Annotated in this window: 16 protein-coding genes; 5 read left to right on the forward strand and 11 right to left on the reverse strand. The window is 71.8% G+C overall.

Going from position 1 to position 18416, the window contains the following annotated elements; all coding sequences use genetic code 11:
• Positions 1-162 precede the first annotated feature (162 nt).
• The 3 genes from AB0B94_RS07505 to AB0B94_RS07515 all read left to right on the forward strand — a co-directional run bounded on the left by AB0B94_RS07505 (position 163) and on the right by AB0B94_RS07515 (position 4110).
• Positions 163-1302 carry a substrate-binding domain-containing protein gene (locus AB0B94_RS07505; protein ID WP_357269688.1) on the forward strand — a complete coding sequence of 380 codons (1140 nt, stop codon included), beginning with the start codon at positions 163-165 and terminating at the stop codon, positions 1300-1302.
• Positions 1303-2797: 1495 nt separating this feature from the next.
• Positions 2798-3406 (forward strand): response regulator transcription factor, encoded by a 609-nt coding sequence (locus tag AB0B94_RS07510; RefSeq protein WP_357269691.1) that lies wholly within the window; start codon positions 2798-2800, stop codon positions 3404-3406.
• Between the two features lie 119 nt (positions 3407-3525).
• The gene (locus AB0B94_RS07515) at positions 3526-4110 is read left to right on the forward strand and encodes a response regulator transcription factor (protein ID WP_357269694.1); all 585 of its coding nucleotides are present in this window, start codon (positions 3526-3528) and stop codon (positions 4108-4110) included.
• Between the two features lie 29 nt (positions 4111-4139).
• On the opposite strand, the gene AB0B94_RS07520 is transcribed toward AB0B94_RS07515, so the two are convergent.
• The 6 genes from AB0B94_RS07520 to AB0B94_RS07545 form a co-directional block, all read right to left on the reverse strand.
• Positions 4140-5918, reverse strand: a complete 1779-nt coding sequence (locus AB0B94_RS07520) for an ATP-binding cassette domain-containing protein (protein ID WP_357269697.1) — start codon at positions 5916-5918, stop codon at positions 4140-4142.
• Positions 5915-7642: an ABC transporter ATP-binding protein gene (locus tag AB0B94_RS07525; RefSeq protein ID WP_357269700.1), complete on the reverse strand. Its 1728-nt coding sequence runs from the start codon at positions 7640-7642 to the stop codon at positions 5915-5917. Before AB0B94_RS07525 ends, AB0B94_RS07520 begins: the two co-directional genes overlap by 4 nt.
• 72 nt (positions 7643-7714) lie before the next feature.
• Positions 7715-7834, reverse strand: coding sequence for a SapB/AmfS family lanthipeptide (locus AB0B94_RS07530; protein WP_013734295.1), 120 nt, complete (start codon positions 7832-7834; stop codon positions 7715-7717).
• A gap of 5 nt (positions 7835-7839) precedes the next feature.
• Entirely contained in the window at positions 7840-10437 is a 2598-nt protein-coding gene (gene lanKC, locus AB0B94_RS07535) for a class III lanthionine synthetase LanKC (RefSeq protein WP_357269703.1), read from the reverse strand.
• 133 nt (positions 10438-10570) lie between these two features.
• The gene (locus tag AB0B94_RS07540; protein ID WP_357269706.1) at positions 10571-11227 is read right to left on the reverse strand and encodes a carboxymuconolactone decarboxylase family protein; all 657 of its coding nucleotides are present in this window, start codon (positions 11225-11227) and stop codon (positions 10571-10573) included.
• A complete protein-coding gene (locus AB0B94_RS07545; RefSeq protein WP_357269709.1) occupies positions 11224-11406 on the reverse strand; it encodes a hypothetical protein in 183 nt (60 codons plus the stop codon). The genes AB0B94_RS07540 and AB0B94_RS07545 overlap by 4 nt, the downstream gene beginning before the upstream one ends.
• A gap of 621 nt (positions 11407-12027) precedes the next feature.
• Between AB0B94_RS07545 and AB0B94_RS07550 the strand changes: the two genes are divergently transcribed.
• Both AB0B94_RS07550 and AB0B94_RS07555 read left to right on the forward strand, forming a co-directional pair.
• Entirely contained in the window at positions 12028-12606 is a 579-nt protein-coding gene (locus tag AB0B94_RS07550) for a hypothetical protein (RefSeq protein WP_357269712.1), read from the forward strand.
• 267 nt (positions 12607-12873) lie between these two features.
• Complete coding sequence (locus tag AB0B94_RS07555) at positions 12874-13479, forward strand: lytic polysaccharide monooxygenase (RefSeq protein ID WP_357269715.1); 606 nt, start codon at positions 12874-12876, stop codon at positions 13477-13479.
• A gap of 154 nt (positions 13480-13633) precedes the next feature.
• Here the strand turns inward: AB0B94_RS07555 and AB0B94_RS07560 are convergent, their stop codons facing one another.
• From AB0B94_RS07560 to AB0B94_RS07580, 5 genes are all read right to left on the reverse strand, one after another.
• Positions 13634-15289: a serine/threonine-protein kinase gene (locus AB0B94_RS07560; RefSeq protein WP_357269718.1), complete on the reverse strand. Its 1656-nt coding sequence runs from the start codon at positions 15287-15289 to the stop codon at positions 13634-13636.
• A gap of 133 nt (positions 15290-15422) precedes the next feature.
• Entirely contained in the window at positions 15423-16151 is a 729-nt protein-coding gene (locus AB0B94_RS07565) for an anti-sigma factor (RefSeq protein ID WP_357269721.1), read from the reverse strand.
• Entirely contained in the window at positions 16148-16774 is a 627-nt protein-coding gene (locus AB0B94_RS07570; protein WP_357269724.1) for a sigma-70 family RNA polymerase sigma factor, read from the reverse strand. The genes AB0B94_RS07565 and AB0B94_RS07570 overlap by 4 nt, the downstream gene beginning before the upstream one ends.
• 48 nt (positions 16775-16822) lie before the next feature.
• Positions 16823-17566, reverse strand: a complete 744-nt coding sequence (locus AB0B94_RS07575) for a class F sortase (protein WP_357269728.1) — start codon at positions 17564-17566, stop codon at positions 16823-16825.
• Positions 17526-18314 (reverse strand): hypothetical protein, encoded by a 789-nt coding sequence (locus AB0B94_RS07580; RefSeq protein WP_357269731.1) that lies wholly within the window; start codon positions 18312-18314, stop codon positions 17526-17528. Before AB0B94_RS07580 ends, AB0B94_RS07575 begins: the two co-directional genes overlap by 41 nt.
• Between the last annotated feature and the right edge of the window lie 102 nt (positions 18315-18416).

Raw genomic sequence — 18416 nt, forward strand, 5'->3', positions numbered from 1 at the left:
GCGCCGCGACACACCGGCGGATCACGGATCCTCCACCTCCCGACGTGTGGAAAGAACTGCTGATCCGGCTCACGATCGACGTCACCGCGTTCGGCCCGGCCGGCGCGGTGGCCCGCACCAGGTAAGAGCTTTCGCCGCACGAAGCGTTCCTCGGAGGTCCCCATGACCAAGGACAGCCCCGTCGTCGCCACGGCGGAGGCCTCCCGAGGGCCGCTTCAGGTCGCCCGCCGCCAGCAACTGTTGGCAGCCCTGCAACGCGACGGCTCGATGCGCATCTCTGACCTGTCCCACGTGCTCGGTGCCGCGCCGGTCACCATCCGGCGCGACATTGCCGACCTCGCCGCCGAAGGGTTGGTTCGCCGGGTCCACGGTGGGGTCGCCCTGATCCTGCCGGACGACGTCCCGGCAGCCGAAGAGCCATCCGCCGCCGGGCCGGACCCGCTGGTCGGGCGCGCCCTCGGCATGCTCGTGCCGTCCTTGGACTACTACTGGCCGGACGTGGCTCGCGGCGTCGAGGGGGCCGCCCGCGAGCTGGACATGCGGGTGGTTCTGCGCGGCTCCTCCTACGACAGTGAGGACGACCAGCCACAACTGGCCCGCATGGTGGGGCGGATGGGCGTCGACGCGCTGATCATCGCGCCGAGCATGGACGCACCGACCGCCGAACGCACCATCGAGTGGCTCGACCAGGTCGGCGTCCCGGTTGTCCTGCTGGAACGCACCGCCACCGTCGGCAGCCACCACGCGGTCCTGGAGTCGGTGGTCACCGACCACGCGCTCGGTGCGGCAATGGCGGTGCGTCACCTCACCTCGCTCGGACACCGCAAGGTCGGCCTGGTGCTCGACGCCAACAGCCCCACCAGCCAGCACGTGCGGCGCGGCTGGCTCGACGCCGCTACCGAGTGCGGCCTCGACCCGGACGCCACGGTGCTGGCTGTGGTACCCGGCACGCGGTCGTCCGAGCGAGACACGGTACTCAACGGCATCCTCGACCAGTGCCAGGTGACCGGAACGACGGCGCTGCTGGTGCACGCTGACGCCGAGGCGATAGCGCTGGTGCAGCACTGCGAGGAGCGGCACCTGTCAGTTCCCGGCGACCTCTCCATCGTGGCGTACGACGACGAGGTCGCCGGGCTCTTCAGCCCGCCGCTGACAGCGGTCCGACCGCCGCGACGCTCGATCGGGCGAGCCGCCGTGCGTCTCGTCGCCGACCGGCTCGCCGATCCCGAGCGTCCCACCCACCGGATCGTCATCAGCCCATCGCTGCGGATCCGAGGGTCGACCGCGCCGCCACCCGCGTAGGGGGTCTTCCCCGGCCCGAAACCTTCGGCCGAGCAGGCCGGAGTGATCCCGGCCGTTCACCTGACCCGGGCGGGTCGGCCTAGGAGCGCTCCCATCACCGGATGCGATTACGTGAGCACATCGCTACGATGGGTCAGCAATCCAGAGGGAAGGGGTCGTGCTCGCGTGCGAAGTCCCGTCACCGAGACCGCGTCGGCGTCTGCGCCGGGCCGATCCGCGCCGCTTGTGGCCGGCCGGCTGCGCAGTTTCGCCCGGCGGCTGGTGCTGATCGCGGCCGCCGTCGGGGCCGGTTTCGTCGTGGCTACCCTGTTCCAGGGGCCGGCCGCCGCCGACGGGACGCGCAGCGGGTCCGGTGACGAGCCTCATCGGAGGATCGGTGCGCTGGTCGAGTCGGTCGCGCGGCTCACGGTCACCGAGCGCCCCGACCAGGACCGCCAACAAGCCGTGACTGCCGACGACAGTCGCCGCCACAGGCCCCGTACCCCGCTGGCAGAGCCCAGCGACCCCGGCGAAAATCCACTCTCGACGAAGCCTCGACTGTCGACGGCTGCGTCGAGGCTCGGCGCACCCTTTTCACCCGGCTCGGCGGCGGAGCGCGAAAAGCTCCGGCCGACCTCCGTACGCCGTGCGGCTCATCGTGTCGGGCTGTCGCAGCCGGCCCCCGATCCACCACGAAAGCCAGCCACCGTCGCACCCAGGCCACCCACGCCGCACGGACCAGGCGATCTACCGGTGCTGGGCCTGATCACCGCTCCCCTGCCGCACGTCGTCGACATCGTGAGCACGGTGCCGATCAGGCCCGTCGTCATGGGCCTCCTCCGGGTCGCCGACGCCGTTCTACCACCCCCTCCCTGCCCGGTGATCGTTCCGGCGGTGACACCTGTACTGCCCGCTCCCCCAGCGCTCGGGCCGACCGCCGTGCCGGTGACCGAGCCAGCTCCCGTGCTGACGGGTCCGAGGCCTCCGGCAGGCCCGGCGCTGACCCCCGTACGCGTCGCTGCGCCGCCGATCCCGGCCGCGCCACCCCCGATGTCCGTCGTCCGCCCCGCGTGGGCCACGGCACCGACGGGGCACCTCGCCGCACGCCCGGCACCGGTGCTCCCGCCGGGTGTGCTTCCCGGTGAGCCCGTCGCACCCGCCGACCAGGACGCCGCCGGCATTGACAACGGATCGGCGCCTGCGCCAGGGCTGGTCCGGCCGCTCGACCGGCAGTCGCACCTCGATGCCGGGCAATCCTGCGATCTCGTGCCGCTTCTGGTCGAGAGCCGAACTCCGTCTGCGATCGCCCGCCCAGGCTGAGGCCTGTCGACCGACAGCGGTTGCTGGCCCGAGCGGCCTGCTCCACCCGCTGGTCGGTCGATCAGTGCCCGCGCCCGTCCGCCGCGACGATGCCGCGGGCCGATGCCCACACGTCTGTAGCGCACGACCCCGCACCAACCCGTGGACGTTCCGGGATCGGTGGCCGTCGTGGCGCATACCGGAGATCGGAGAAAACGTGGTGATCCACGTTGTTGTCGCCGAGGACATGGGTTTGCTCCGCGGGGCGCTCTGCGCCGCGCTGTCCCGTGAGGAGGACATGGAGGTGGTCGCCGACGTCGATGGTGTCGGTGAACTGTTGACTGTGGTCCGGCGGTGCCGACCACAGGTGGTGGTGCTGGCGCTGACACCGGAGCTGCCCGACCCGGTGGAGGTGGTCGCCCGGATCGACGTCGAGGCGCCGCACGCCGCCGTGCTGGCGATGAGCCCTCGGTGGAGTCCGGCGCTGGTGGAGGCGGCGCTGGCAGCCGGCGCGCGCGGCCTGGTCGGCAAGGACAGCTCGCTGGCCGAGTTGGTGCGCGCGATCCGCGCGCTCGCGGCCGGGGAACGGGCGATCGACCCGGCCGCGGCGATCGCGGTGCTGAGTCCCCCGGAGATGCCGTTGACACCTCGGGAGATGGACGTGCTGCGGATGGCAGCCGAAGGGCTGCCACTGAAGGAGATTGCCGTCCGTCTCTACCTGGCGCACGGAACGGTGCGCAATCACCTGTCGGTGATTCTGCGCAAGACGGGGGCCCGCAACCGGTTGGAGGCGGTGTCGCGCGCACGGCGTAACGGCTGGCTGTGATCGTCGAGGGCGGGTCCGGTGGAGATGACCGACCCGCCCTCGTCGCCGTGCGGCCCCACCGGATGCGTGTTTGAATGTTGACGTTGTGTGATCACCATCGGAGTGCGGGAAGGTTCATCGTGATCCGTACCTTGCTCGCCTTGGACGGTGCCCTGATTCTGGGCGCGCTGTCGTTCGTCCTCGCCGCCGAGGAGGACATCCGCGTCGTGGCGGAGGTGGATCGCGGCGACGCGGTCTCCGCGGCCGTCCACGCTCAACGCCCCGACGTCGTGGTGGCCGACCTCGATCTCGTCGAGCAGGTCGATCCCGACCGCCTCGGCCGGTGCCCCGTCCTGGTGCTGGCTGACGCCCATCGGGCCCGGCGGCTGCGAGGCATGCTGTGCCCGAGCAGGGCGGTCGGCATCCTGCGCAGTGACGCCGCCCCCCAGCGGGTCATCGACGGGATCCGCCGGCTCGCCCGCCGGGAGCCAGTACTCGACGCGGATCTCGTCGTCGCGGCGCTGCACTCGGACGGCCCACTGACCAGCCGCGAGACGGAGGTGTTGAGGCTGACGGCGGCGGGTGCGCCGGTCGCGGAGGTGGCGGTGTCACTCGGGCTCACCCGTGGCACTGTCCGCAATCACCTCGGGCGCATCGCCCGCAAGGTGGGCGCGCGTACCCGGGTGGAGGCCGTACGGATGGCCGGCGAGGCGGGCTGGATCTGACCGGCGCCGTCGGCGCGGCTGCGCGGGGGTCAGCCCGGCCGCGCCGACGCCGCCGGGGACGACACCATCTTGTCGTCCCAGCAGCCGACGAGCGCCCGGTAGGTGGCCGAGCGGGTCAGCAACTGTTCGTGCGTCCCCATTACGGGCTGATCGCCGTCGAGGACCAGCACCCGGTCGGCCCGCAGCGCGGAGCTGATCCGGTGCGCGACCACCACGAGGGTGCCGGGCCGCCGGGCGAAGGCGGCCTCGACCGTCGCTTCCAGCACCGGGTCCAGGTGACAGGTCGCCTCGTCGAGGACCACCAGCGGGGCGGGTGCCAGCCAGGCCCGGACCGCCGCGATGAGCTGCCGCTCGCCGGCGGAGAGCAGGGCCGGCGCGACCGGCGCGCCCAGGCCGCCCAGGCGGGTCGCCAGCGGACGCGCACCGAGCGCGTCGAGGGCGACCTCCAGCGTGTCAGCGTCGGCGTCCGGCCGGAGGTAGCGGAGGTTGTCGGCGAGACTGCCGGTGAAGACGTACGCCTCCTGGGGCACCAGCACTCGCATCCGGGCGAGAACGGCCGGCTCAACCTCGGCGACCGGCGTGCCGGCCAGGTGGACCGTGCCTGCCTGCGGCGGCACCAGACCGGCCATCACTGCGGCCAGTGTGGACTTTCCCGCACCGCTCGGGCCCACCACGGCGAGATGGTCGCGGTCGGCCAGTGTCAGCGAGAAGTTCTGCAGGACGGGCCGGGCGCGCGGGCCGTAGCCGAAGGTCAGTGCCCGTACCTCGATGGCTGGCGGACGATCGGCGGGACCGGCGACTGGTCGGCGGTGGGGCGTCCCGGCGGTGCGGGCTGGCGGGCGCCGGTCGTCGGAGACCGCACAGGTGCGCAGGATGTTCTCCAGGGTTACCGCGTAACGGAGCCCGCCGCCGCCGAGGCCCTGCACCAATGTGTGCAGCGCGGGTTGCAGCCCGGTGGAGACGTAGATCAGCGCCCCCAGCACCGCGCCGGCGGTGAGACCACGCTCGACCAGCCACGGGGCGGTCACCATCAACAGCAGCAGTGGCAGCCAGCCGCCGATGCCGAGGCTGAGGCTGCGGATCGCCGCCATCCGGGCGAGCATGCGTTCGGCGGCGGCCTGCTCCGACACCCACAGTGCCACCTCCGCCGTCACGCGTGTCTGTGCGCCGCACGCCAGCACGTCGCGGTGACCGGCCAGTGCGGTCGCCGCCGACTGGCCGAGCTGTTCACCGGCCCGGACGTAGGCGCGCTGGTGCGTGACCATCGCCGGCAGCGCGGCGAGAAACACGACCAGACCGGCGACCAGCGGCGCGACCGCCAGCGCCGCCACCACCGGTGCCAGGGCGAGCAGGCCGAGCAGGGCCGCGCCAGCGGAGAAGAGGAAACCGCGGGTCACCATCAGCAGCCCGGCGAAGGTGTCGCGGATGATCTCCATCTGGTGGGTCAGCCGGGTCACGGCGGCGCTGTCCGGACGGCCACCCGCAGTGGTGGCGTCGCGTAGCGCGCCCCGGATCACCTGAGCGGCCACCTCGTCGCGGAACGGCTCGACCACGGCACCGAGGCTCCGGTACGTCCGACCGGTGGCCGCCGCGCCGACCAGTACTGCCACCGCGAGGACCCCCAACCAGGCCAGGCCGTTGAGCAGACGTCCGGCCAGAAAACCCTCGTCGACGGCACGGGCCACCAGGTAGCCGGCGAGCAGCGCGGGCAGCGACTCGACAAGCGACCAGCCGCCGAGCCCGGCGAGCTCCCGCCGCCGGGCCCGCAGCGCATGCCAGGTCACCCGGCGTACGCCGGTACCGCTCACGACCCACCGCCGGCCGGCTGGAAGACGGCACGGTAGTCCGGGTCGGCCCACAGGTGCCGGTGCGGCGCCAGGCCGCGCAGCCGACCCCCGTCCAGCCAGGCGACGAGATCGGCCGCCGCGGCCGCCGCGCTCCGGTGGGTGACCACCAGTCGGGTACGCCCCCCGGCGTGCCCGAGAAGCGCCTCGGTGATCCGGTGCTCGGTGGCGGTGTCGAGGCTGGACGTCGCGTCGTCCAGGATGAGCAGCCGTTCGGCGGCGAACGCGCGGGCCAGGCCGAGGCGTTGGGTCTCGCCGCCGGAGAGCGGTGTGTCCACCAGCGGGGTGCGGTAACCGCCGGGCAGACGGTCGATCACGTCGGCGACCGCCGCCATCCGCGCCGCCCGCAGAACGGCCGGTGTGGCCGGGCTCCGATCGGCCGGCGGCGCCGCCGCGTCGACAGGCAGTGCCAGGCCGATCGCGTCGTGGACGGTAGCGCCGATCAGCACCGGCCGGTCGAAGGCGTAGCCGACGGCCCGGCGCAGCGCCACCGTGTCGAGGTCCCGCAGCGGCACCCCGTCCAGTCGCACCTCACCGCCGTCGGGGTCGTACAACCGTCCCGCCACGGCCGCCACCGTCGACTTGCCGGCACCGGACGCTCCGACGACGGCCACCGTCGCGCCGGCGGGCACGTCCAGGTCGACACCGTCCAGGATGGGCCGGCCGTCGTCGGCGTACACGCACACCCCGCGCAGCCGCAAAGCGCCGCCGCCGGGGGGAAGGGGCCGATCACCTGCCGGCGTGGCGGGCTGCGTCAGCACCTCGGCGACCCGGTGTGCTCCCGCGCGGCTGCGGACCAGGTGGTTCAGGGTGGCGAGCACCGCACCGAGCCCGGCGCCCATTGCCGCGTACCGGACTGCCGCAACCAGTTCACCCGGTGTGAGCCAGCCTGCGGTCAAGGCGTACCCGCCGACCGCGATGACGCTCAGGTTCAGCAGCGGCGCCACGGCCGAGGTGCGCGCACTCGCCCGGGCCAGCAGTCCCCAGGTACGCCGGCCGTGCCGGTCCAGCTCCGGTAGGGCCGCCAGCACCCGGTCCTCCTCGCGACGGGTGGTGCCGGCGGCGGCGATGGTCCGGGCACCGGTCAACGACTCCAACAGTCGGCCGGCGATGCTGCCGAGCACCCGTTGGTACCCGGCGGTCGCGGCAGAGGCGTCGGCCACGAAGGCGCGCATGAGGACGGCGAGCAGGCCGAGACCGGCGAGCAGGGTGACCCCGAGGACCGGTTCCATGATGGTGAGCGCGACGACGCTGCCGAGCGGCGGAAGCACCGCCACGATGGTCAGGACCATGGCGTTGCCGGCCTGTCCCGCGTCGGCGGCCTGGCCGACCAACCGGCCGACGAGATCACCCACCGGGTGCCGGCGGGTGGCGCGGACGTCCATGGCGAACAGGTGACGCAGTAGGCGCCGGCGCAGTCCGGCGGTGGCACGCGCCGCACCGAAGCCGCTGGCCAGGTCCGTCAGGGTGTCAACGCAGATGAGGACGACGACAAGGGCGCAGGCGGACACCGCCCACCAGCCGGAGCCGCCGGCGAGGGCGGCGTCGACGGCGCGGCCGAGGGCCGCGGGTAGCAACAGTTCGGCGGCCGCGCCGAGCAAGGCGACCGCCGCGAGTCCGGCGGTCCAGCCGCCGCCCGCCAGGACCGTCTGCCGCAGCAGCCTGTCCCCCACGGCGAACGTCGGCATCGGTCCTCCCGTTGGTACGCGGTTGCCCTGGGTAGGCACGTCTACCCACCCAGGGCCCCACGTGTGCGTGGATCAGTTGCAGGTCGTGACGGAGAGCGAGCTGTCGCCGCAGAGCAGCAGGCTCGCCCGGCTACCGCCACCGGTGCGGTCGGCCGGAGCCATCTCCAGGCCCTGGAGGTCCAGAAGTGCCATGTCGTTCACCTCCCTTCCATCCGTTCGCCGAACTGGTCGCCCCCGCTGTCGCGAGGGAGTCTGTTCGCGCCCGGCAGGGGCGCGAGGAAGGGCAGCGCCGGCGGCTGGTCGTGCTGCGCGCTGGCCAGCGCGTACAGCACGCCGGCGGTGCCGGTGCCGAAGTCCATGGAGAGCCGCAGCAACTGCTCACCGGGGAATGCGGTCCCCTCCCGGTACGGCAGCGCGTGCCAGGCCAGCCGGTCCACCTGCGCGCGGAGTTCGCCGCGGTCGGCGTCGTCGGTCGAGGCGGCGAGGTAGGCGATGATGCCGGCCCGGCCGGTGAAGAGCCCGGACTGTGCGTAGAACGGTGAGCGCGCCGCGCGGCGGACCCCCGCGCTCGCCTCGGCGAACCGTTCGTCGGCCCGGTGGCGCAGGTACTGGTCGAGGACCAGCCCGATACCGACACTGCCGTGGGCCAGATAGGGCATGGTGCGCCAGCCCTCATTGACCTCCAGGGCACCGTCCGGACGCAGCACACAGCGGCGCAGATCCTGACGCAGTGCCGTGGCGGCGGGCCCCAACAGCTCGGCGTCGCCGCTGAGCTCGTAGAGCCGCAACAGCATCAGCGCCGGTCCGGTCCGGCCGCGCAACAGCCCGGCGTACGGGTTACGTCCGCCGCTGACGTCCGGGCCCGGATCGTCGGCGAGCTGCCCGATCACCCGCTCGGCGGCCCGCCAGGCGGCGTCGCGCAGCGACACCTCCCCGGTGCGTGCGGCCAGCTCGGCCAGGTTGAGCGCGATCCCGGACAGCCCGCTGGCCAGGCTGTGGTCGAGCCCGTCCAGGGGTTCCCGCAGGCAGATGTCGAGAACGTCCAGCGCGTCCTGCCGGCGTCCGAGGTGCTCGAGTGCGTACGCGACACCGTGCAGCCCGTCGTAGAAGCCGCAGCGGGTGCCGGACGGGGGCGCTGTCGCCCGCCGCACCAGCCAGTCCTCGTGTTCGGGCCACCGCCCGGCGCCGCTCTTGTCGAGCGCGTACAGCACCCCCGCCGCCCCGTGGGCGAGGTTGAGGCCGCCGCTGCGGAACTGCTCGATGTCGCCGGGAAAGAGCCGGTCGTCGCGCTCGGGGGTGGCGCTGGCCACGATCGCCGTCGTCAGCCGGTCCCGCGTGGTGCGCCAGTCGTCCGCGTCGAGATTCCCTCGCGGTTCCGCGGTGACGCGCGGCTCACCGGTGATCTCCTCGACCGCCGGATCGAGGAAGGACCTCGGCACCGGGAAGTTCGCGGCGATGATGTCGGCCAGGTGAGTGACCTTCGCCGGGGCGAGCCGGACCAGCTGGGTCAGTGGCAGGAACAGGGCCAGCCGCAGGCACGCCAGGGCGTACCGGTCGACCGCCGGCCCGCTGCGGTCCCGCGGTGCCGCGAAGCCCTGATTGCGCAGCCCGGGTCGGCGGTGCCCGGCGATCGGGGCGGCCACCTCGAAGTCCACCAGAGCGACCCGGTCGTCCGGCCGGATCATGATATTGAACAGGTGCAGGTCCCCGTAGACCAGGCCGCGCTCGTGGATCGCCGTCACGACGGATTCGACCTGCTCGTAGACCTGGCGGGCCCACTGGGCGTACGCCGCCCGGTCGCCGTCTGTCGCGTCGGCGTCGATCAGCGGGTACCTGTCGACCAGCACCTTGTTCAGCGGTCGGCCCTCAATGAACTCGAGGGCGAGGAACCGGTGCTCGCCGAGGGCGAACTCGTCGTGTACCCGGGGCACCTGCGGAAGGTCGGCGAGTTGCCGTAGGGCCTGCGCCTCGCGGGCCAGCCGGGCGACGGCGTCGGTGCCGTCGGCGTCCAGGCCGGCGTGCGGCCGGGCCTCCTTCAGCACCACCTCGGTGTCGGTACGCAGGTCCCTGCCCACGTACAGGCCGCCGCCGTTCGAGAAGTGGATCACCCGCTCGATCCGGTACGGCACCTCGTTGGTGCTGGTGTCGTTGCGGGCGGCCAGGTGCGGGCCGAGGAAGTCGGGCAGGGTGACCCAGGACGGCACGTGGAAGACGGGCTCCCGGCGGTCCGGCACCAGCGTGCCGGAGTCGTCCTCGATCGCCGGCACCACCTGGCCGTCGGCTGAGTGGCAGTAGCGGGCGGCGAAGCCGCCATAGCGCACGTAGACCGGGCCGGTGCCGTAGCGGAGATCACTGAGGATGTACGGCCCGGTCTCGCCGGCGAGCAGTTCGTCGAGTTCCTTGCAGGCCAGCTCCAGCTCCGCGTCGTCGCGCGGATAGACAGTGATGAACTTGCCGCTGGCGGCCCGGGCGGCGTACTTGGAATTGCGCAGCAGCAGCGTGCGCGGCCCGCGCAGGAACTTGAAGGACAGGCCGCGGGGGACGCAGTAGTTCCAGACCGCGTCCAGCACCCGCTCGGCGTTCGCCAGACCGGCCGAAACGTGGATCTTCCAGCCCTGCTGCGGCAGCGAACCGCCGTCGGGGCCGTAGATCAGCCAGTCGTCGAGGGGCTCGCGGCGCCAGCCGGTCGGCGTCGGCCGGTCGGCGGCCGGGAAGGCGGGCTGGGCGACGGCGCTGCCGAGCGAGTCGTAGAACAGCCGATCCGCGGCGCAGTAGCTGTCGTAGCGTTCGTCCACCGTCTCGCCGCCCCTCGAACTCGGCCGGCTGTTGTTCCGGCGTTGAATCGAGTCTCATCGACGGGACGTGGTGGGCTCCAGTGCGCTTAGTCATGACCTTCGATGCAGGGCGCACAGGTACTCATGACATTAGTCAGGGCCGCGCACCGTAAACGGCGGCGCCCATCGGCTTGTCGACCTCCAGGTCGGTTACCGCGGCGACCCGGGCGATCATCATGTACTGCCCGATCACCATCAGGAGTTCGACCACCTCACGCGGGGAGAGCAGTCCGATCAGCGCGGCGGTGGTGTCGTCGGGCGGGCGGACGTCGCGGACGACTTCGGTCGTGAAACGCAGGACGATCCGCTGGTCTGGCGTGAAACAGTCGTCCCCGATCTCGTCGCGCCCGAGCGCGTGGATCATCTCGTCCGTGACGCCGACGGAGCGGGCGATGGGCTCGTGCTGAGCCCACTCGTATGTCACGTCGCTCAGCTGGGCAACTCGCAGGATCGCGATTTCGCGGAGCAGTGGGTCGAGGGCCAGGTCGTTGAGCAGCGTTCCGCCCCAGCGCATCCACTCGGGAAACGCCGTCTCGGCGTGGGCCATGACGCGGAAGAAGCTCAGGGGAAGCGCGGCCTGCAGCGCCTCGCGGACCGGAGCCGGGGCCTGGGCCGGGTTCACGTACGGCAAGCGACTCATGTTTCCCCCTAGAAGCGGCAAATCGGGTGATCCGGACCATATCCCGATCCGCGCTGGGCCCGCCGCCGATCCGTTCGGATGCCGCTGCCGAGACCCGGTGACGGTGGTCATCGGGCGAGCGATGTCAGCATTTCCCGCAGCCAGGCGATCTCCGTGCGGCTGGTGGCGGTGGCGATGCGGAACAGCCCCTGACGAAAGGGGGCGTCGGGGAGGTCGTTGGCGCGTAGTGGCCGCAGCAACTCCGCCGGCCCGGCCGGACTCAGGGTCAGCACGTGTCGTGGTGCCGCCATCTGTCCAGCCTGCACGTCACGGCGCGGCAGGCCCGCACGTTCCAGGCGTTTGATCGTCGGATACAGCGTCCCGTCCGCGATCGGCCGGACATCCGCACCTTGTCTCCGCACTGGTCCTCGTCGACGAGCCGAGAGGCGCGCGCGCCCTGACCGGTGCCGGCGTGCGGGTGGTCGCCGTGCCAGAGGCTGGCCACAACATTCTGCTGGACAACCCCGACGGCTTCGTCGCGGCCGCAGAGGCGGCGTTGCGGGGGCGGCGATCCTTCAGCCAGTGGAGCGGCTGACCGGGCCGAATACACGCTGATGCCCGTCGATGTTGCCAAAGCCGATCCAGACGTGCTGGAATGGCTCATATCGCCGCAGCGCGGGGGCAACCGCGCTGGGAACGGCCAGCACGGGAGCATCGCAGCGCCGGCAGCGCGCCGCCTTGGCGGACGCTCGCCTGGCGGATCGCCGGGCCATCTCTACGACGGCGGGCACCTTGCCGGGCAATCATTCTCGCCCGCCGTCGGTAAACCCCGACACGTGTCCCCGACGGTTGACGCGCTCGACGCCTGACCCGCCGGGGGCGTCCGATTCGGCCTGCCAGCACCAGAACCGGCGACGAGGTGAGAAGCAACAATGATTTCCCGAGAGATTTTCGCGGGTTGGTACCGGAACCGCTTCGTGTGGGTAGCGGTGATTCTGCTGGTGGTGTCGGCCGGCACCGTCGTACTGGTCAACCGGGCCGACCCGGAGGCGAAGCCGGCGGATCTGCAGTCGCAGGTCATCGCCCGGATGCGTACCACGCTCGAACAGGCGGACCCGGGGCAGCACAACCACGCCGGACACGGTGCCCAGCAGGCGGCCAGCACGGCGAAGCCGGCGGTGATCTGCGGGGTCCGCGTCTACGGCTACGAGCCGACCGGGGCCACCGCGCTCGCCGACGTGCAGACGGTCTACGGCTTCCACCTCTGCGGGGTCGCCGAACAGAAGCGCCCCTGGGACGTGGCGGTCAAACTGGCCGGTCCCGTGATCATGGACATGTCCACCGAGCCTCCGGGCATCCAGGTGGTCGAGGCGACCGCCGAGGTCATGTTCACCGACCGGGTGCGGCAGATGCTCCCGCCCAAGTACGCGGATCTGGCGCTCAAGGAGGCGCTGTCCGAGTCGGAGATGGCCGACCAGCGCCGCCGATACGACGCCGCAGCCGGCCTGTGACCATGCTGGCCAGCCGGTGGCGTGGTCATCGCCCCACCGGATCCGAACCGGGGCGGCTGCGGACAGCACGGTCAGCTCGATCCACATCCGACCATAGATAGATAACGATTGATATTTACGGCGATAGATGCAACAGTTGGTTTGGGAGCGTTCCCATTCTGATCTGTAGTCCCGATGAGCGGAGGATGAACAGTGCGTTCACTCAAGTCCGATCGATCCGGCGGACGATCCCGGTCACCAGTCCGTCGGTCGCTGCGAGCATTCGTCATGGTGTTCGCCATCGTGGCCGGCATGCTGCCCTTCACCGGGGCAGCCCAGGCCCACGGCACCATCATCAACCCGATGAGTCGCGCCTATCAGTGCTGGAAGGCCTGGGGCAACCAGCACATGAACCCCGCCATGCAGACGCAGGACCCCATGTGTTGGCGGGCGTTCCAGGCCAACCCCGACACCATGTGGAACTGGATGAGCCAGCTGCGCGACGGCCTCGGCGGCCAGTACCAGGCTCGTACCCCGGACGGGCAGCTGTGCAGCAACGCCCTGTCCAGGAACGACAGCGTCAACCAGCCCGGAGCGTGGAAGACGACCACCGTCAGCCGCAACCTCACGGTCCAGCTGTACGACCAGGCCAGCCACGGCGCTGACTACTTCCAGGTCTACGTCACCAAGCAGGGGTTCAACCCATCCACCCAGAAGCTCGGGTGGGGCAACCTCGACCTGGTCACGACGACGGGGCGCTACGCGCCGGCGCAGAACATCTCGTTCAACGTCTCGCTGCCGTCGCGCAGCGGGAACCACATCCTGTTCGTGCTCTGGAGGGCGTCGCACCTGGACCAGACCTACATGTGGTGCAGCGACATCAACGTCACCTGATGGGCACGACCGACAGCTAGAGAATCGATCCGGCTCAGGGCGTTCGCCCTGAGCCGGATCGCTGTTCCGGTCTGGCCTCATCCGCACCCCCGCGCACTCGTCCACCCTCCGGTTTCCACCGCGATGTCGACCGGTGTGACCGGCCACCGCCGCGTCAGTCGAGGCGGATGCTCGCGAGGGCCAGTCGTTGGAGAGGTTCGCTCTGGTGCCACTGACTGTCCTCAGTGATCCAGGACAGGCTGTAAGCGCGGGTCCCGCTCTCGTTGACCAGCAACCGGCGGGCGTGCAGCCGCGTGCCGCCGGCCTGGTCGCAGGTGTACTCCCACTCCGCCGCGCCGCCCGGGCGGATGACCGGCCCAATACTGATCTTCTGGTAGCCGGCCAGCGCCCTGGTGGTCAACGCGTCGCGCTCGGCGGCCTCCCACCGCTTCGACGGTACGGAGGAAGCTGTGGCTGCGGGGTCGACGGCGATGGCCCGCACCTCGGCGGGGTCACGGAAGCACACCAGTGCGCCCTCGGTGTGCCGGGTCCATCCCGCGGGCACCGCCAGCAGAAAGCCGGCGGTGTCCCGGTGCCACGCCCACCCGTTCGGCAGGGCGTACGGCACCGGTGCGCCGAACGCCTGCAGAGGCTCGGCCTCGCTGGCGGCGGCATCGTCCAGGCACGGATGGGCTGGCGGTGCCGTCGCGGTCGGCTCCACCAGGCCGGCGGCCCCGCCGCCCGGTCCGGCCGCCGGAAGGCTGTCCTGGCCACGCCAGCCGCCGACCACGGCTCCGGTTGCCGTGATGACGACCGCCACGACCGCCAGCAGGCCCACCACGGCGCCAGCGAACGCCCAGCCGGTGGTCCGATCGCGGGTGGGGGGTGCCAGGACCGGAATGACCATTGTGGTGATCGCGTCCGCAGCCGTCGGGCCCGTCGGCGTGCCGGCTGGCGGCCGACGGCGCGACGTGGCGCGCAGACCAGGCCAGCGGCGCGCTCGCGGTGCCGGCACGGGCGTCGCCGCGGCAACCTGCTCCAACTGGTCGCGGGCCTCCTGCGCGGAGAGGCGTTGGCGGGGGTTACGCAGCAGAAGGCCGGTGATCGCTGGTTCGAGTGGCCGGACGGTCATCCGGTCCGGCGCCTCGGTGGCCAGCGCGGCGAGCATGGCCAGTGTCGACTGCCGAGTCCACGGGAGGCGGCCCTCCGCGGCCAGGTAGAGCGTCGCGCCGAGGGCCCACAGGTCGGTGGCGGGGCTGGACCTGCCGTCGCGGGCACGCTCCGGTGCGGAGTACTGGACCGTCGACAGGCTCGCCGCGGTCACTGTCGCCGGATCCCGGATGTCGAAGATCGACAGACCGAATCCGCCGAGCATGACCCGCCCGTCGTCGGCGAGCAGCACGTTCTGCGGCCGGACCTCCCGATGCGTCACTTCCCTCGCGTGGGCGGCACCCAGTGCGGAGATCAGGTGCAGACCGACCCGCGCCACCTCGGCCGGTGCCAGCGGACCATCGGTGGCAACCACCTCGGACAGAGGCCGGGAGGCTACGTGCTCCATGACGAGCCACAGATATCCGTCGGTGCTCAGCACGTCCCACATCCCGACCACGCTCGGATGGTCCAGACCGGCCAGGCCGCGTACCTCCCCGAGCGTTTTGTCCCGCAACCGGGCCCGCTCGGCGTCGCTCACCCAACCCGGCAGGGTGATCTGCTTGAGCGCGACGTGCCGGTCCAGCAGTTCGTCGCGTGCCAGCCAGACGCGCCCCGGGGTCGCGGTGTCCCCGCTCAGCAGGAGCCTGCGGTACCGGCCGGCGAGCAACTCGTCATCCATGCGAATGATTCGGAGCGGTCCGCTGTCCGGATGGGTGGGGTGACCAGAAGCACCAGGGCTCGGGCCGCGGCCGGGGTTGGGCCGGCCGCCGGTGTGCCGGCAGCCGGCCCGGCTCAGCTCAGCTCAGCTCAGCTCAGCTCAGCTTGACGGTACCCACGATCCGCGTGGGGGCAACGGAACCACCGACGGGCTCGTTGGAAACCCCGAACACGCCCGCCTCGCCGACCGGGCCGATGACGGTGGTCGAACCCCTGTCCCCCTCGGCGAGCTGTCCCACCTTGCGGGGCTCGCTGCCCCGGATGAGCCAGAGCTCGTAGATCCGCCCGGCACCGGGGGCGGGCAGGTCACGCAGCAGCACCACACCCCGGTCGCGGTCACGGGAGAGCACCACCGTGGCGGCGCCGCCGGGCGGCAGCGACCGCTCGAACACCCGGGCGTCCGGGGCGTCCAGAACGGCGGTGATCTGCCGGGCCTGGTCGCTGCTGGCCTGCTCGTCGCTGATCCGATCGTTGCTGACGGTCCAGGTGACGGCGCTCGCGCCACCGGCCACGAGGACGGCTGCGGCGGCGGCCACTGTGAGCTGTCGCCACCTGCCCGCCTGCCGTCTGCCGCCGACGCCCGCGGCGCTGACGTGCAGTTGCGGGGTCCGGGCCGCCTGGGCGAGGGTCCGCTCCCGCAGATTCGGCGGAGTCGCCTCGATGACGGTGTCGTCGGCGAGGCGGGCGACGGTCTCCCGCAACTCGGCCACCTCGACGCGGCACGGCTCGCACTCGGTCAGGTGCCGCTCGAACGCGGCCCGCTCGACGTCGTCGACCGCGTCCAGGACGTACGCACCAGCGAGGGTGTGAACATCGGCGCTCATGCCCGTCCCTCCATCTCGATGCCCAGGCAGTCGCGCATCCGGATCAGTCCGTCGCGCATCCGCGTCTTCACCGTCGGCAGCGGCGTCTGCAACTTCTCGGCGACCTCTCGGTAGGTGTGACCGCCGTAGTAGGCCAGGGTCACCGACTCCCGCTGCACCGGCGTCAACCGGCCCAGGCACCGGCGGACCTGCTCCCGTTCCAACCGGGCCGTGACGTCCTCGACCACCTCGTCGTAGGGGACGTGTGTCTCGGTCGCGGCGACCTGCAGGGCACGGTTGGTGTGGGCCTGTTCGGAGCGCACCCGGTCCACAGCGCGGCGATGCGCCATGGTCAGAATCCACGCCGAGGCGGAGCCCCGGCCGGCGTCGAAGCGGCCGGCGGTGCGCCACACCTCGACCATCACCTCCTGCGTCACCTCCTCCGCCTGCGCCGGATCGCGGACGACCCGCCGGGCCAGCCCGAGGACCCGGCCCGCCACTGCGTCGTACAGCGTGGCGAATGCCACCTCGTCGCCCCGCGCCACCCGCTGCAGCAACTCGTCGGCGTTCGGCGGGGTCGCGGTGTCCGGCGGCACCGAACGCAACCGCCGCCCCTGTTCCGGGTCACCGCTCATTCTCGGCATGTCCTCTCCCTGTGCTGTCGACGGCTCGGTGTGCCGCCGCACTCGTGTCTAGGCGGGATGAGCGTGGGCGAGGCGCGCGTAGACGATGACATTGTCGCGGTAGTGCTGGGTGGTGTCGTCGAACTCGCCGCCACAGGTGATCAGGCGTAACGCCGCGTGGTCGGTCGCCCCGTACACCTCGACGGTGGGGAAGCGGTCCTTGGGATGCTGCTCCACAGCGGTGACTGTGAACGTCGCGGTGCTGCCGTCCTGACGGTCGACGGTGATCCCCGCGCCGACAGACAGCTTGCCCAGGTCGAAGAACGTCCCGCGGCGGCCCTTCCAGTTGACGTGCCCGGCCAGCACTGCCGGGCCGAGAGCGCCGGGCGTCGGCGCCTTGGTGAACCAGCCCACGTCGGTGGCGCTGTCCGGCACCTGCATCGCGCCGTCGGCCCGCAGGCCGAGGGCGACGATGGCGGCGGTGGCCTTCAGCGACGGGATCGACACCCGCGTCGGCGGTGAGCCGGCCATCAGCGGCCCCGTGGTCAACTCACCTGGCCTGGTCGCCGGGGCGGGCGACGCGTTCGCGGCCGGTGCCGCAGCGGACGCGTCAGGTCGGGGTGGATCGCCGCCCCGGTTGGCGACTGCGACACCGATCGTCAGGGCCGCCGTCACGGTGAGGACGCCGGCCGCCGCCAGGAGCGCGTGGCGCCCCCGGCGACGGCCGACCGGCACTGGTGTGTCACCGGTGTCCATCACTGTCGCCGCCGGCTCAACGCTCGCCGGCGAGCCGGCGTCGCGCAGCCACCGCACCGGCGGCACCGAGCAGCGCGAAGCCGCCCACTGCGTAGATCATCATCGGCGATCCGCCTGAGGTGCTGCCGTCGCCGGTGGCGACGCCCCCGGCGGGTACGGAGCCGGCGGCCGCGCCGCTGACCATGCCGCACGTCGCGGGGTCGGTGGCCTCGGCGGGGATGCCGTTGACGCCGACGGACTTGGCGAACGTCGACTCGCCGAGCGCTTCCATGTCGTACTTGCCGTTCTTGTTGGCGTCGATGCCGTGCTGCACGAGGTGCAGGTCCTTCAGGTGCGCGATAGTGCCCTTGGGCAGTTCCGCGGCGGGGATGGTGCGCTCGTAACTGAGGTTGCCCTTGGCGTCGGCCGTCGGCATCCGGTCCACCGCCAGGCCGCTGGCCTTGGTGGTGTCTCCGGTGGTGGTCAGCGAGATGAAGATGTCGCCGTACATCTTGAGGCCCTCTTCGGTGCTGACGTAGCCGTTGCCGTTGGCGTCGGCGGACTTGTCCGGGCAGTGGAAGTCCATGCCGTTCGCCGCGCCGTGCACGTGCTGGGCGTGCGGCGAGTTCGGCGTCATGCCCTTCGACCGGATCATGACTTTCAGGTCACCGCCGCCCGTGGCGGTCAACGTGGCGGTACCGGTCGCGCCGGTCTCGTTGAGGTCCTGCAACTGGACCTGCACGCTCTCGTCGGCGTGCGCGACGCCCGGAAAGGCGAGGATCAGGGCTGCTGCCGGCACGGCGAGCAGGGCTCGGGACAATCTCACAACAAATCTCCGTCTCCGCCTGGGTGCGGCGTCGATGCTCAGGTGCTGTCGTGAGGGATTCGTCGCCCCTCGCGCACCGGATTGGTCCCGGCCCGGACTTCT

The sequence above is a fragment of the Micromonospora sp. NPDC048986 genome (assembly GCF_040649335.1).
In the GTDB taxonomy this organism is placed as follows: Bacteria; Actinomycetota; Actinomycetes; order Mycobacteriales; family Micromonosporaceae; genus Micromonospora; species Micromonospora alfalfae.